The following is a 13,142-nucleotide window of genomic DNA, read 5'->3' on the forward strand; positions in this document are numbered from 1 at the left end:
GACCCATGAGTCGGAAAGTTCCAGCCGAGGTGTTCCATGGATATCATCGAAACGATCAAAGAGCAGATTGCCAACAACACTATTCTGCTTTACATGAAGGGCGCCCCTAACGCTCCCCAGTGTGGCTTCTCCGCAAAGGCTTCCCAGGCAATCATGCAATGTGGCGAGAAGTTCGCCTACGTGGATATCCTGCAGAACCCGGAAATCCGCGCCAACCTGCCGAAGTACGCCAACTGGCCAACCTTCCCGCAGCTGTGGGTTGCCGGTGAGCTGGTCGGCGGTAGCGACATCATCACCGAAATGGCGGCTGATGGTTCGTTGCAGGCACTGATCAAAGACGCAGCGGCCAAAGCAGCTGCGAAGACCGAAGCCTGATTTGTTTTAGGCCGCGGCAATAAAAAGCCCCGCTTCTCGAAAGAGAGCGGGGCTTTTTAGTGGCCGGGAATTGTAGGGTTATTCACCCATCTGCGATTGCAGGTAATTCTCGATAGTCACTTTGTCGATCAGGCCGATTTGGGTTTCCAGCCAGTCGATGTGTTCTTCCTGGTCTTCAAGGATATCTTCCAGCAGTTCACGGCTGCCGAAGTCGCCCTTGGATTCGCAATGAGCAATGGCGGCCTTCAGGTCGGTGTGGCTCTTGCGCTCGAAGTTCAGGTCGCAGTTGATCATTTCCTGGGTGTGCTCGCCGATGTTCAGCTTGCCCAGGTCCTGCACGTTCGGCAGGCCTTCCAGGAACAGGATGCGCTTGATCAGCGCGTCAGCGTCCTTCATGGCCTTGATGGATTCTTTGTATTCACGCTTGCCCAGCTTTTCCAGGCCCCAATCGTCATACATGCGCGCATGCAGGAAGTACTGATTGATCGCGACCAGTTCATTGGCAAGGATTTTGTTGAGTTGCTGGATGACTGTGATGTCGCCTTTCATGATTGGGGTCCTGCCCTGTATTCGCTGTATATAAGGCGGAGTTTGAGCTGCGCATTTACTACTGTCAAACCTAAGTTATTGAATAATAAATGAAAATTAATCGGAATAAGAATGTTTGTGTTCCGCGTCTTGGCGCTAACTGTTTGAATTTCGGGCATAAAAAAACCGGACACTAAGTCCGGTTCTTTAAAACACGCTGATTAAGCGTGTGTAAATTCTGCTGAGTAGGGGATCGCAGCCTGGGCAGTTTGCAGCTGCGTCAGGGTTTCCCGTACCACTTGCTTGGCGAGGCAGGCGCATTTGCCGCATTGGCTGGCAACGCCGGTGGTTTCACGTACTTCCTTGTAGCTGCAGCAACCTTCGTAGATTGCTTCGCGGATTTGTCCGTCGGTGACGCCAGTGCAAAGGCAGACATACATAAGGGAGAACCATCGCGGTTTAAGGCTTAAGTGCGACGGATCTTAATGTTAACGAGAATGATTGTCAAAGTAGTTTCTCAAGCCTTGGTGTTTGCACGCGGCTTCACTGACGAACGGCTTTTTTCCGGTATGATGGTCGGTCTTCACGAAGCGTGATCACGTCACAGGCCTGTCGTTTAGCTGCGGCACACTGGGACGGATCCTTTTACTTCAGTCACCACCATCAGGAGATACCCAATGAGCGTACTCGTCGGCAAACAAGCCCCGGATTTCGACGTACCCGCCGTCCTCGGCAATGGCGAAATCGTAGACAGCTTCAAACTGTCTGAAGCCATCAAAGGCAAATACGGCCTGGTGTTCTTCTACCCGCTGGACTTCACCTTCGTCTGCCCATCGGAGCTGATCGCCCTGGATCACCGCATGGACGATTTCAAGGCGCGTAATGTTGAAGTGGTTGCCGTTTCCATCGACTCCCATTTCACCCACAACGCCTGGCGCAACACCGCCATCAATGATGGCGGCATCGGCAAAGTCAAATACACCATGGCTGCCGACATGAAGCACGACATCGCCAAGGCCTACGACGTTGAGTCCGAAGGCGGCGTGGCATTCCGTGGCGCGTTCCTGATCGACGACAAGGGCGTTGTACGCTCGCAGATCATCAACGACCTGCCGCTGGGCCGTAACATGGAAGAGCTGATCCGTCTGGTCGACGCCCTGCAATTCCACGAAGAGCACGGCGAAGTCTGCCCTGCCAACTGGAAAAAAGGCGACAAGGGCATGAACGCTTCGCCAGAAGGCGTTGCGGCTTACCTGACCGAGAACGCTGGCAAGCTGTAAGCCACGTTCGAAGCAAAAAAAACCGGCCTGAGAAGGCCGGTTTTTTTATGTGCGGGATTTGGCTTCAGTCGCCGAAGTCTTCCCAGCCGCCCATCTGTTTCCAACGGTTGACGATGCCGCAGAACAGCTCGGCGGTCTTCTCGGTGTCGTAGCGGGCCGAGTGGGCCTCACGACCGTCGAAGTCGATACCGGCAGCCTGGCAGGCCTTCGCCAGCACGGTCTGGCCATAGGCCAAACCGGCCAGGGTCGCAGTATCGAAGCTGGAGAACGGGTGAAACGGGTTGCGTTTCATGTCCAGGCGCGCCACGGCGGCGTTGAGGAAGCCCAGGTCGAAGCTGCTGTTGTGGCCCACCAGGATCGCGCGTTTGCAGCCATTGGCCTTCAGGGCCTTGCGTACGCCACGGAAGATGTCGGTCAGCGCCGCTTCTTCACTGACGGCCATGCGCAGTGGGTGATCAAGCTTGATCCCGGTGAACTCCAGGGCCGCCGCTTCGATGTTGGCACCTTCGAACGGCTCGACGCGGAAGAAGTGGGTGTGTTCCGGGAACACGAAACCCTGTTCATCCATGCCGATGGTTGTGGCGGCGATTTCCAGCAGCGCGTCAGTGGCGCAATTGAAGCCGCCGGTTTCTACGTCGATGACAACCGGCAGGTAGCCACGGAAACGCTCGGCCATCGGGTGACGGGAACCGCCACCACCGCCGCCGTGTTCCTGGTCGTCGTCGTAATGGTCTTCACTCACGGGTGTTCCTCCAGCAGGCGCCAGCGCAGTGTTTCACCGGCGCGCAGCGGGATAACGGTCAGCTCGCCAAACGGCAGGCTGGTGGGGGCGGTCCAGTCTTCACGGACCAGGGTAATGCGGTCTGTATTCGCCGGCAGGCCATAGAAACGCGGGCCGTTGAGGCTGGCGAACCCTTCAAGCTTGTCCAGGGCGTTGCGTTGTTCGAACGCTTCGGCATACAACTCGATCGCCGCATAGGCGGTATAGCAACCGGCACAACCACACGCGGCTTCCTTGGCGTGTTGGGCGTGAGGTGCAGAGTCGGTACCGAGGAAAAATTTCTCGCTGCCACTGGTGGCGGCATCGAGCAGCGCTACCTGGTGCGTGTTGCGCTTGAGAATCGGCAGGCAATAGAAGTGCGGCCGAATCCCGCCCACCAGCATGTGGTTGCGGTTGTACAGCAGGTGATGCGCGGTGATGGTCGCGCCGACGTTGGCCGAAGCCTCGGTGACGAACTGCACGGCATCGGCGGTGGTGATGTGCTCGAACACCACCTTGAGGGTCGGGAACAGCTCGACAACTCGGCGCATGTGCTCGTCGATGAAGATCTTTTCACGATCGAACACATCGACATCGCCACGGGTGACTTCACCGTGGATCAGCAACGGCATGCCCACTTCGGCCATGGCTTCGATGGCCGGCAGGATCTTGTCGATACTGGTGACGCCGGAATCGGAGTTGGTGGTCGCGCCGGCCGGGTACAGCTTGGCGGCGTGCACGAAACCACTGGCCTTGGCCTGGCGGATTTCTTCGGGCTGGGTGCGGTCGGTCAGGTACAGCACCATCAACGGTTCGAAGCGGCTGCCGGCCGGTCGTGCAGCGAGAATGCGCTGGCGATAGGCGTCGGCTTCCGCGGCGTTACGCACCGGAGGTACCAGGTTAGGCATGATGATGGCGCGGCCAAACGTGCGCGCTACATCGGCCACGGTTTGGGGCAACGCAGCACCATCGCGAAGATGAATATGCCAGTCGTCGGGACGCAGCAGGGTCAGGCGGTCGGACATTGGGGATTCCAGGCGGGTCAATCTGGTGGGAATGCTACCGGAAAAGACTCTTGCAGGCACTCGCTATCAAGTTTTGCAGGATGCGACCGATATCCCTGGGTATGCCTTAACGATGTATGACGCCTTGATGTGTTGTAGAAACCAGTGGAGCCTCCCGTGCGCCAGCATTATCTAGCCCTGCTCAGTGTGTTCGCCAGCCTGCCCGCGATGGCCCTCACGTTCCAGACACGTCTGGAGAATATTGAGTGGAAAGTGGAGGGCGATAAATTCGAGTGCCGCTTGACCCAGCCGATCACCGATTTCGGCTCGGGCGAGTTCGTGCGCCGGGCCGGCGAGCAGGCGACGTTTCGCCTGAAAGCCTTTAACGGCTCGTTGGGTGCCGGTTCCGCAACCCTGTTGGCGGCGGCTGCGCCGTGGCAGCCGGGGCGTGGCGATATCAACCTGGGGGCGGTGCGTGTCGGCAGTGGCGATGTGCTGTTCAACAGCTCCCAGGCCCAGGCCGGGCGTTTGTTTACCGGCCTGCTCGAAGGGCGCAGCCCGACGGTGCGCCACTATAGCCGCGACGGCGGTTACTCCGAGATCCGCCTGCTGCCGGCGAAATTCAGCAAGGCCTACAGCGACTACCAACTCTGCACCACCAAGCTGCTGCCGATGAATTTCGAGCAGGTCAAACAGACCGAGGTGGGTTTCCCGGGTGGCGGCATCGAACTGGACGCGGCGGCCAGGAAAAAGCTCTCGGTGATTCTCGAATTCATGAAAGCCGACCCGACGGTTAACCACGTCGAGTTGAATGGCCACTCCGACAACAGCGGCAATCGCCTGACCAATCGCGACGTTTCGCGGCGTCGTGCATTGGCGGTGATGGACTACTTCAAGGCCAATGGCATCCAGGAATCGCAGATTACCCTGCGCTTTCATGGCGAAAGCTATCCGCTGGCGCCGAACACCAACGCGGCCAACCGGGCGAAAAACCGCCGGGTGAATATTCAGCTCGAACGGGTGGCAGCCCCCGAGAAACCGGCGCCCCAGGCCAAGGCGCCAGGCAACGCTGCCGCCACCTCATAAGGTGCGGCGTTTCGTCGCCCGCTCGACATAATCTGTCGCTTTATCTTCATTTGCTGTCGCGCCTCTGTAATTTCACGGTTTTGGTCGGTAGAATCGACGCCTTTCCGTACAACCCCGTGGAGTGATGGCATGGCCGACGTAAACAAGGTCGTTCTCGCGTATTCCGGCGGCCTGGACACTTCGGTGATCCTCAAGTGGCTGCAGGATACTTATAACTGTGAAGTGGTGACCTTCACCGCTGACCTGGGTCAGGGCGAAGAGGTCGAACCTGCACGTGCCAAGGCGCAAGCCATGGGCGTGAAAGAGATCTACATTGACGACCTGCGCGAAGAGTTCGTCCGCGATTTCGTTTTCCCGATGTTTCGCGCCAACACTGTCTACGAAGGCGAGTACCTGCTGGGTACTTCCATCGCACGTCCGCTGATCGCCAAGCGCCTGATCGAAATCGCCAACGAAACCGGCGCTGACGCCATTTCCCATGGCGCCACCGGCAAGGGCAACGACCAAGTGCGTTTCGAACTGGGCGCCTATGCCTTGAAGCCAGGCGTAAAAGTGATTGCTCCGTGGCGTGAGTGGGACCTGCTGTCCCGTGAAAAGTTGATGGACTACGCTGAAAAGCACGCCATCCCGATCGAGCGTCACGGCAAGAAGAAGTCCCCGTACTCGATGGACGCCAACTTGCTGCACATCTCCTATGAAGGCGGCGTGCTGGAAGACACTTGGACCGAGCACGAAGAAGACATGTGGAAATGGACCGTCTCCCCGGAGAACGCTCCTGACAAGGCCCAGTACCTGGAACTGACCTACCGCAACGGCGACATCGTCGCGCTGGACGGCGTCGAAATGACCCCGGCCACCGTACTGGCGACCTTGAACCGTATCGGTGGCGAACACGGTATCGGCCGCCTCGACATCGTCGAGAACCGTTACGTGGGCATGAAGTCCCGTGGTTGCTACGAAACCCCGGGCGGCACCATCATGCTGCGCGCTCACCGCGCCATTGAGTCCATCACCCTGGACCGTGAAGTGGCTCACCTCAAAGACGAGTTGATGCCCAAGTACGCCAGCCTGATCTACACCGGCTACTGGTGGAGCCCGGAGCGTCTGATGCTGCAACAGATGATCGACGCTTCCCAGGTCCACGTGAACGGCGTTGTGCGCCTGAAGCTGTACAAGGGCAACGTGATCGTGACCGGTCGCAAGTCCGATGAGTCGTTGTTCGACGCCAACATCGCCACTTTTGAAGAAGATGGCGGCGCCTACAACCAGGCAGACGCGGCAGGCTTCATCAAGCTGAACGCGTTGCGCATGCGCATTGCGGCCAACAAAGGTCGCAAGTTGTTCTGAGTGTTGTAAGTTGCAATGAAAAATGGCCCCTCAAGGGGCCATTTTTTTTGGTTGAAAATACATCCGGAATCATTGGGCGCGCGCCTGTGTTTATTGTTCGCTTCGAAAAAGTTCAGGTACTCCAGGAGATGATCTGGAGTGTTTATATTTTTACGGGGGCAATGTTTATTAATTTCGCTCGATAAGTGATGCATTGTTGAAAGTGAGATTTTTTCTTGTAGGCAGGAACTATGTACTACAGAAAATTCACTCAGAAATGTACCGCGAATATGTCAGATGCTGACATGCCTGTAGGATTTATGGAGCGTTAGTAATTATGTCGAATGGAACTTTTAAAAACCCGATTTCCCTCCGGGTTCACAGGTCTTCTGACAGCGCACAAGGGGCATTTCCTGAAACTTGTGTACGGCGCGTTTACCCGGGCCCGCGTAATCCTGGGAATTTTCACTCAAAATATGTTTGTGCTCGGAAAGTTCTGAAAGCCCCAACAAAACTGAATAGCTCCGATCTGGCGTTTTTTTGTAGGTTAAATCCTATGTCTTTGTGGGTTAGGTCTCTGCTTGCTGTTGCTTGGGGGGGAGCGCTATGCCAAGCGAGAAACGACTAGGCTATTGTGCTTACTCTTAATAATTCGAACAGCGAAATTGGACTTGCCCATGAATAAAGTGCTGATCGTGGATGATCATCCCGTCATTCGTCTTGCTGTGCGTATGCTAATGGAACGTCATAGTTATGAGGTCGTTGCCGAGACCGATAACGGTGTCGATGCCTTGCAACTTGCGCGCGAGCATATGCCGGACATTGTCATACTGGATATTGGAATTCCCAAACTCGATGGCCTGGAAGTTATATGCCGGCTGTCATCAACCAAACAGGCACATCCCTTCAAGGTGCTGGTGCTGACGTCCCAGGCGCCCGGGCATTTCTCGATGCGGTGCATGCAGGCGGGTGCTGCCGGCTACGTGTGCAAGCAACAGGATCTCACCGAGCTGTTGAGCGCGGTCAAGGCGGTGCTGTGCGGGTACAGCTACTTCCCCAACCAGGCGTTGAACTCGGTGCGCTCCACAATGGGTAACGCCAGCGAAGCGGACATGGTCGAGCGCCTGTCCGGCCGGGAGATGATGGTGTTGCAGCAGTTGGCCCGCGGCAAGACCAACAAGGAGATCGCCGATGGCATGTTCCTGAGCAACAAGACTGTGAGCACCTACAAGACCCGCTTGCTGCTCAAGCTCAACGCCCGCTCGCTGGTGGACTTGATCGAGCTGGCCCAGCGAAACGGCCTGGTGTAGGCCGGCCTCACATTTACATCCAGTCAGAAAAAAGCCTCCGCAAGGGAGGCTTCTGTTTATCGTTGGATCGATTAGAGATCGAAGTCGTAATCGGCCAACTGTTTTTGCAAGCGCCGCTCTTCCAGAAGGTTGTCGATGGTGCGGCGTTTGCTCAAATTGGTCTTGGCCACCTCTACCGGTGCTTCTGCTGCATCATCGTCGGATTCAGCGCCAACAACGTCGTCTTCTACATCCAGTTGTTCTTTGCCAGTGCTCATAAGGTTAACTCCAGGCTAAGACTGCCGTTGGCGCTCCTTATAACGATAATCTCGGGCCTGGTAAAAAAGATTTTTTCAATCGACTCATCGATAAAAGCAATGATGGCTCAATCGTCGGAAGTCTTTTCCTTGTATTCGCACAGGTCTTCGATGCGGCAGCTGCCACAGCGCGGCTTGCGGGCCTGGCAGACATAGCGTCCGTGAAGGATCAACCAGTGATGCGAGTCCAGCAGATACGGCTTGGGCACGAACTTCATCAGCTGTTTTTCCACCTCCACCACATTTTTTCCGCGGGCAATACCGGTTCGGTTGCTGACCCGAAAGATGTGCGTGTCCACCGCCATGGTCAATTGGCGAAATGCCGTATTGAGCACCACATTGGCGGTTTTTCGGCCAACACCCGGAAGGGCTTCCAGGGCTTCGCGCGTTTGCGGTACTTCGCCGCCGTGCAGTTCCACCAGCAGCCGGCATGTCTCGATGACATTCTTCGCCTTGCTGTTGTACAGGCCGATGGTCTTGATGTATTCGGACAACCCCTCAACCCCCAGCGCGTAGATCGCCTCCGGGGTGTTCGCCACCGGATACAACTTGGCGGTGGCCTTGTTGACGCCGACGTCTGTGGACTGGGCCGAGAGAATCACGGCGATCAGCAACTCGAACGGCGAGGAGTAGGCCAGTTCGGTTTTCGGTTCCGGGTTGTCTTCGTGAAGCCGGCGGAAAATTTCCAGGCGTTTTGCGGCGTTCATGGGGCGAGCGGTTCCTTGCAAACAGTCAGTGTGGTTACGAAAAACGGGCCCAATAACCCGAGCAGGATAAACGCGGCGTGCACCGGCAGTACACGCTTCATCAGGTGGGGCCGGTGCTCAAGGGGGTCAGGTGCGGGCATCAGCCACCACCAGTGCCGCAAGCGCCTGCTCTGCCGTTTCGAAGTGCTGTTGCAGAATGATCAACTGCGACTGCTGTTCAAAGGTCGGCGGGTGGCCGAAAGCTTTCAGGGATTTGTGCAATTGGGCGCGGCTCATGGCCAGGTTGATCTTGGCCTTCTTCAAGGCGGCGTCCATGGCCGCGGCTTTTTGTGCACGAACCCGCTCAATGGCCGCCTGGACCGGGTTGACCGTGGCCGCAGCTACCGGGGCGGCGCGCTTGGAGCGTGCCTGGCGTTCGGCAAGTTTCTGTTCCTCTTCGTGTTGCAGCCGCGCGTTGCGCTGTTCAAACCGTCGCCGGGCCCGGTCGCGCTTGAGGCTGCGTGCCTCGCGTTCATGATCATTGGAGGCCAGCCCGCCGACAATCGGTACCACGGTGCTCAACGGACGCATTTCGATGCAATCAACCGGGCAGGGTGCTACACACAGGTCGCAACCCGTGCACTCGTCGACAATCACCGTGTGCATCAATTTGGCAGCACCGACGATAGCGTCCACCGGGCAGGCCTGGATGCATTTGGTACAGCCGATGCACTCCGCTTCACGGATAAACGCGATCTGTGCGGGCGCTTCCCCTCGAGATGTGTCCAACTCCAGCACCGGGAGCTTCAACAGCTGCGCCAGGCCTGTAATGGTTTCCTGGCCGCCCGGAGGGCACTTGTTGATCGCCTCGCCTTGGGCAATGCCTTCTGCGTAGGGCTTGCAGCCAGGATGCCCACATTTGCCACACTGGGTTTGCGGCAGCAGGGCGTCGATACGTTGAATCAGGCTCATGGTTTGATCATTGCGTTGGAACCCGGAAAAGCCACAGCCAACAACGGGCCGACAGCAAACAGAATCCGATTATCCGGCAAGCGAGGAGGGGGTACTAGCTGAAACCGCCCCATGGCCGAGACCATGAGGCAGTTAGCCATTGTTACTTGATGCGCTGACCCGGCTTGGCGCCGCTGTCCGGGCTCAACAGGTAGATCTCTTCACCGCCAGGGCCGGCCGCCATCACCATGCCTTCGGAGATACCGAACTTCATTTTCCGCGGCTTGAGGTTGGCGATCATCATGGTCAGGCGACCATCGAGCTTGGATGGGTCCGGATAGGCGCTCTTGATCCCCGAGAACACGTTGCGTTGTTCATCACCGATGTCCAGGGTCAGGCGCAGCAGTTTGTCGGCGCCTTCCACGGCTTCGGCCTTGAGGATCAGGGCCACCCGCAAGTCCACCGCAGCGAAGGCGTCGAAGTCGATTTCCGGCGACAACGGATCTTTCGCCAGTTCGCCATTGCCCGCAGGTGCAGCGTCGCCGGTATCGGTCTTGCTGGCCTCGAGGTCTTCTTTCGATGCGTCGGTCATGGCCTGCACTTTTACCGGGTCGATACGGGTCATCAGCGGCTTGAACTCATTCAACTGATGGTTGCCGAGCAGTGTCGCGTGGTCATTCCAGGTCAGCGGCGGCACATTGAGGAACGCCTCGGCGTCGGCTGCCAGCAATGGCAATACCGGCTTGAGGAAGATCACCAACTGACGGAACAGGTTGACGCCTGTGGCGCAGATCGCCTGGACTTCAGCCTGCTTGCCTTCCTGCTTGTTCAGCGACCACGGCGCCTTGTCGGCGATCCAGGCGTTGGCGCGGTCGGCCAGGCCCATGATTTCGCGCATGGCCCGGGCAAAGTCGCGAGCTTCATAGGCATCGGCGATGCTCGGCGCGGCGGCCAGGATTGCATCGGTCAACTCAGGTGCGGCATTTTCAGCCACCAGCACCCCGGCGTTGCCCTTGTGGATAAACCCGGCGCAACGGCTGGCGATGTTGACGACCTTGCCCACCAGGTCCGAGTTGACCTTCTGTACGAAGTCTTCCAGGTTCAGGTCCAGGTCGTCGACACCACGGCCCAGCTTGGAGGCGTAGTAGTAGCGCAGGTATTCCGGCGACAGGTGGTCCAGGTAGGTGCGCGCCTTGATAAAGGTGCCACGGGACTTGGACATCTTCTGGCCGTTGACCGTCAGGTAACCGTGCACGGCAATGCCGGTTGGCTTGCGATAGCCCGAACCTTCAAGCATTGCAGGCCAGAACAGCGCGTGGAAGTTGACGATGTCCTTGCCGATGAAGTGGTACAGCTCGGCCGTGGAGTCCTTGTTCCAGAACGCGTCGAAGTCCAGCTCCGGCGTGCGGTCGCACAGGTTCTTGAAGCTGGCCATGTAGCCGATCGGCGCGTCCAGCCACACGTAGAAGTACTTGCCTGGCTCGCCCGGGATCTCAAAGCCGAAGTACGGCGCATCGCGGGAGATGTCCCACTGTTGCAGGCCGGCGTCCAGCCATTCGGCAATCTTGTTCGCCACGGCGTCCTGCAGGGTGCCGCTGCGGGTCCAGGTTTGCAGCATCTGCTGGAAATCCGGGAGCTTGAAGAAGAAGTGCTGGGAATCCTTGAGTACCGGGGTGGCGCCGGAGATGGCCGACTTCGGATCCTTCAGGTCGGTGGGCGCGTAAGTGGCGCCGCATTTCTCGCAGTTGTCGCCGTACTGGTCCTCAGTGCCGCATTTCGGGCAGGTGCCCTTGATGAAGCGGTCGGCCAGGAACATTTTCTTTTCCGGGTCGAAATACTGGGTGATCGAACGCGTGGCAATGTGCCCGGCGTCCTTGAGGCGCAGGTAGATCTGGCTCGACAGCTCGCGGTTTTCGTCGGAGTGGGTCGAGTGGAAGTTATCGAAATCCACCAGGAACTCGGCAAAGTCGGCGCTGTGTTCAGCCTGGACATTGGCGATCAGTTGTTCCGGGGTGATCCCTTCCTTCTCGGCGCGCAACATGATGGCCGAACCGTGGGCGTCGTCCGCGCAGACATAAATGCATTGATTGCCGCGATGCTTCTGGAAGCGCACCCACATATCGGTCTGGATGTACTCAAGCATATGGCCAAGGTGGATAGAACCATTGGCATAGGGCAGGGCGCTGGTGACGAGGATCTTGCGTGGCTCGGACATGGGGCTCGGCTACTTGATGAAACGGAGGTCGGCCACTATAAAGCGCCGGGAAATTTATTTCACCCCGTGCGGCTGTTTCCGGATTTTCCCGCAGGCCGAAAGCGTGCCGCTGGGGCGCTGGAACGGTTAGGATAGCCGCCTGTTTTAGTCAGTCTTTTTTCGGGAGTAGCCCATGAGCGCCGTCAATCGCGCAGCGGTCCAAGCCGTTCTTCGCCAGTACACCGACCCCTACCTGAACCAGGACCCGGTCAGCGCCGGGTGCGTACGCGCCATCGACGTGCAGGGTGACAAGGTTTCGGTCCAGCTTGAGCTGGGCTACGCCGCAGGCCTGTTCAAGAGCGGCTGGGCGCAGATGCTGCAAATGGCCATCGAAGGCCTGGACGGCGTCAGCTCGGCCAGGGTCGACATCCAGTGCGTGATCGCCCCGCACAAGGCCCAGGCGCAGATTCCGGGCCTGGCCAACGTCAAGAACGTGGTGGCCGTGGCTTCCGGCAAGGGCGGCGTGGGCAAATCCACCACCGCCGCCAACCTGGCCCTGGCCCTGGCCCGGGAAGGCGCGCGGGTCGGGATTCTCGACGCCGACATCTATGGCCCGAGCCAGGGCGTGATGTTTGGCATCCCGGAAGGCACCCGGCCGAAGATCAAGGACCAGAAATGGTTCGTGCCGATCGAGTCCCATGGCGTGGAAGTCATGTCCATGGCCTTCCTGACCGATGACAACACACCGATGGTCTGGCGCGGCCCGATGGTATCCGGTGCGTTGCTGCAACTGGTCACCCAGACCGACTGGGGCAATCTGGACTACCTGGTGATCGATATGCCGCCAGGCACCGGCGATATCCAGCTGACCCTGGCGCAGAAAGTGCCGGTGGCCGGCGCGGTGATCGTCACCACACCGCAGGACCTTGCGCTGCTGGATGCCCGCAAGGGTGTGGAGATGTTCCGCAAGGTCAACATCCCGGTGCTGGGCGTCGTGGAAAACATGGCGGTGCACATCTGCTCCAACTGCGGCCACGCCGAGCATCTGTTCGGTGAAGGCGGCGGCGAGAAGCTCGCGACCCAGTACGGCGTTGAACTGCTGGCGTCGTTGCCGCTGTCCATGGGGATTCGTGAGCAGGCTGATGGCGGCAAGCCAACGGTCGTTGCCGAGCCCGATGGCCAGATTGCCATGGTCTACCAGGAGCTGGCGCGCCACGTAGGCGCGCGAATCGTCCTGCAGGAAGCAGAGGCCCAGGCAATGCCGACGATTACTGTCAGCGACGACTGATCCACCGGATGGGAAAAAAGCCTCGACCTTGTCGGGGCTTTTTCTTGCCTGATGAACA

At 58.3% G+C, this 13,142-nt stretch carries 13 protein-coding genes and 1 pseudogene; 6 read left to right on the forward strand and 8 right to left on the reverse strand.

The features are described from left to right. The first annotated feature begins 36 nt into the window (after positions 1 to 36). A complete protein-coding gene (gene grxD, locus A462_RS22040) occupies positions 37 to 375 on the forward strand; it encodes a Grx4 family monothiol glutaredoxin (RefSeq protein WP_003208710.1) in 339 nt (112 codons plus the stop codon). 78 nt (positions 376 to 453) lie between these two features. Here the strand turns inward: grxD and bfr are convergent, their stop codons facing one another. Further along, positions 454 to 924 (reverse strand): bacterioferritin, encoded by a 471-nt coding sequence (gene bfr, locus A462_RS22035; RefSeq protein ID WP_008433502.1) that lies wholly within the window; start codon positions 922 to 924, stop codon positions 454 to 456. 200 nt (positions 925 to 1,124) lie between these two features. Next, positions 1,125 to 1,343, reverse strand: a complete 219-nt coding sequence (locus A462_RS22030) for a bacterioferritin-associated ferredoxin (RefSeq protein ID WP_003208706.1) — start codon at positions 1,341 to 1,343, stop codon at positions 1,125 to 1,127. A gap of 237 nt (positions 1,344 to 1,580) precedes the next feature. On the opposite strand from A462_RS22030, the gene A462_RS22025 reads away from it, so the two are divergent. Next, positions 1,581 to 2,183 (forward strand): peroxiredoxin, encoded by a 603-nt coding sequence (locus A462_RS22025; protein WP_003172097.1) that lies wholly within the window; start codon positions 1,581 to 1,583, stop codon positions 2,181 to 2,183. Positions 2,184 to 2,247: 64 nt separating this feature from the next. Here the strand turns inward: A462_RS22025 and rnt are convergent, their stop codons facing one another. Together rnt and pyrC are read right to left on the reverse strand one after the other, a co-directional pair. Next, the gene (gene rnt, locus A462_RS22020; protein WP_003208704.1) at positions 2,248 to 2,925 is read right to left on the reverse strand and encodes a ribonuclease T; all 678 of its coding nucleotides are present in this window, start codon (positions 2,923 to 2,925) and stop codon (positions 2,248 to 2,250) included. Next, positions 2,922 to 3,968: a dihydroorotase gene (pyrC, locus tag A462_RS22015; protein WP_003208703.1), complete on the reverse strand. Its 1,047-nt coding sequence runs from the start codon at positions 3,966 to 3,968 to the stop codon at positions 2,922 to 2,924. The genes rnt and pyrC overlap by 4 nt, the downstream gene beginning before the upstream one ends. 156 nt (positions 3,969 to 4,124) lie before the next feature. Between pyrC and A462_RS22010 the strand changes: the two genes are divergently transcribed. The 3 genes from A462_RS22010 (at position 4,125) to A462_RS22000 (ending at position 7,669) form a co-directional block, all read left to right on the forward strand. After that, complete coding sequence (locus tag A462_RS22010; RefSeq protein WP_008433512.1) at positions 4,125 to 5,033, forward strand: flagellar protein MotY; 909 nt, start codon at positions 4,125 to 4,127, stop codon at positions 5,031 to 5,033. 129 nt (positions 5,034 to 5,162) lie between these two features. Then, on the forward strand, positions 5,163 to 6,380 hold the full coding sequence (locus A462_RS22005) for an argininosuccinate synthase (protein WP_003208700.1): 1,218 nt from the start codon (positions 5,163 to 5,165) through the stop codon (positions 6,378 to 6,380). 656 nt (positions 6,381 to 7,036) lie between these two features. After that, positions 7,037 to 7,669: a response regulator transcription factor gene (locus A462_RS22000; RefSeq protein WP_003208698.1), complete on the forward strand. Its 633-nt coding sequence runs from the start codon at positions 7,037 to 7,039 to the stop codon at positions 7,667 to 7,669. A 71-nt stretch (positions 7,670 to 7,740) separates the two neighbouring features. On the opposite strand, the gene A462_RS21995 is transcribed toward A462_RS22000, so the two are convergent. The 4 genes and pseudogenes from A462_RS21995 to metG all read right to left on the reverse strand — a co-directional run bounded on the left by A462_RS21995 (position 7,741) and on the right by metG (position 11,817). Further along, positions 7,741 to 7,926, reverse strand: coding sequence for a PA3496 family putative envelope integrity protein (locus tag A462_RS21995; RefSeq protein WP_003208696.1), 186 nt, complete (start codon positions 7,924 to 7,926; stop codon positions 7,741 to 7,743). Between the two features lie 107 nt (positions 7,927 to 8,033). Beyond that, positions 8,034 to 8,672, reverse strand: coding sequence for an endonuclease III (gene nth, locus A462_RS21990; RefSeq protein WP_003208694.1), 639 nt, complete (start codon positions 8,670 to 8,672; stop codon positions 8,034 to 8,036). Positions 8,673 to 8,822: 150 nt separating this feature from the next. Further along, a pseudogene (rsxB, locus tag A462_RS21985) lies at positions 8,823 to 9,644 on the reverse strand (electron transport complex subunit RsxB); the annotation flags it as partial. 121 nt (positions 9,645 to 9,765) lie between these two features. After that, on the reverse strand, positions 9,766 to 11,817 hold the full coding sequence (gene metG, locus A462_RS21980) for a methionine--tRNA ligase (protein WP_008433517.1): 2,052 nt from the start codon (positions 11,815 to 11,817) through the stop codon (positions 9,766 to 9,768). Positions 11,818 to 11,989: 172 nt separating this feature from the next. Between metG and apbC the strand changes: the two genes are divergently transcribed. Continuing rightward, on the forward strand, positions 11,990 to 13,084 hold the full coding sequence (gene apbC, locus A462_RS21975; RefSeq protein ID WP_008433518.1) for an iron-sulfur cluster carrier protein ApbC: 1,095 nt from the start codon (positions 11,990 to 11,992) through the stop codon (positions 13,082 to 13,084). Positions 13,085 to 13,142: the final 58 nt, after the last annotated feature.

The sequence above is a fragment of the Pseudomonas sp. Ag1 genome (genome assembly GCF_000278565.1).
In the GTDB taxonomy this organism is placed as follows: Bacteria; Pseudomonadota; Gammaproteobacteria; order Pseudomonadales; family Pseudomonadaceae; genus Aquipseudomonas.

Excerpts from the sequence above, each read along its gene's own strand:
- grxD (WP_003208710.1), top strand. The coding sequence starts at position 37 with ATGGATATCATCGAAACGATCAAAGAGCAGATTGCCAACAACACTATT.
- bfr (WP_008433502.1), bottom strand. The coding sequence starts at position 924 with ATGAAAGGCGACATCACAGTCATCCAGCAACTCAACAAAATCCTTGCC.
- A462_RS22030 (WP_003208706.1), bottom strand. The coding sequence starts at position 1,343 with ATGTATGTCTGCCTTTGCACTGGCGTCACCGACGGACAAATCCGCGAA.
- A462_RS22025 (WP_003172097.1), top strand. The coding sequence starts at position 1,581 with ATGAGCGTACTCGTCGGCAAACAAGCCCCGGATTTCGACGTACCCGCC.
- pyrC (WP_003208703.1), bottom strand. The coding sequence starts at position 3,968 with ATGTCCGACCGCCTGACCCTGCTGCGTCCCGACGACTGGCATATTCAT.
- A462_RS22005 (WP_003208700.1), top strand. The coding sequence starts at position 5,163 with ATGGCCGACGTAAACAAGGTCGTTCTCGCGTATTCCGGCGGCCTGGAC.
- A462_RS22000 (WP_003208698.1), top strand. The coding sequence starts at position 7,037 with ATGAATAAAGTGCTGATCGTGGATGATCATCCCGTCATTCGTCTTGCT.
- A462_RS21995 (WP_003208696.1), bottom strand. The coding sequence starts at position 7,926 with ATGAGCACTGGCAAAGAACAACTGGATGTAGAAGACGACGTTGTTGGC.
- nth (WP_003208694.1), bottom strand. The coding sequence starts at position 8,672 with ATGAACGCCGCAAAACGCCTGGAAATTTTCCGCCGGCTTCACGAAGAC.
- metG (WP_008433517.1), bottom strand. The coding sequence starts at position 11,817 with ATGTCCGAGCCACGCAAGATCCTCGTCACCAGCGCCCTGCCCTATGCC.
- apbC (WP_008433518.1), top strand. The coding sequence starts at position 11,990 with ATGAGCGCCGTCAATCGCGCAGCGGTCCAAGCCGTTCTTCGCCAGTAC.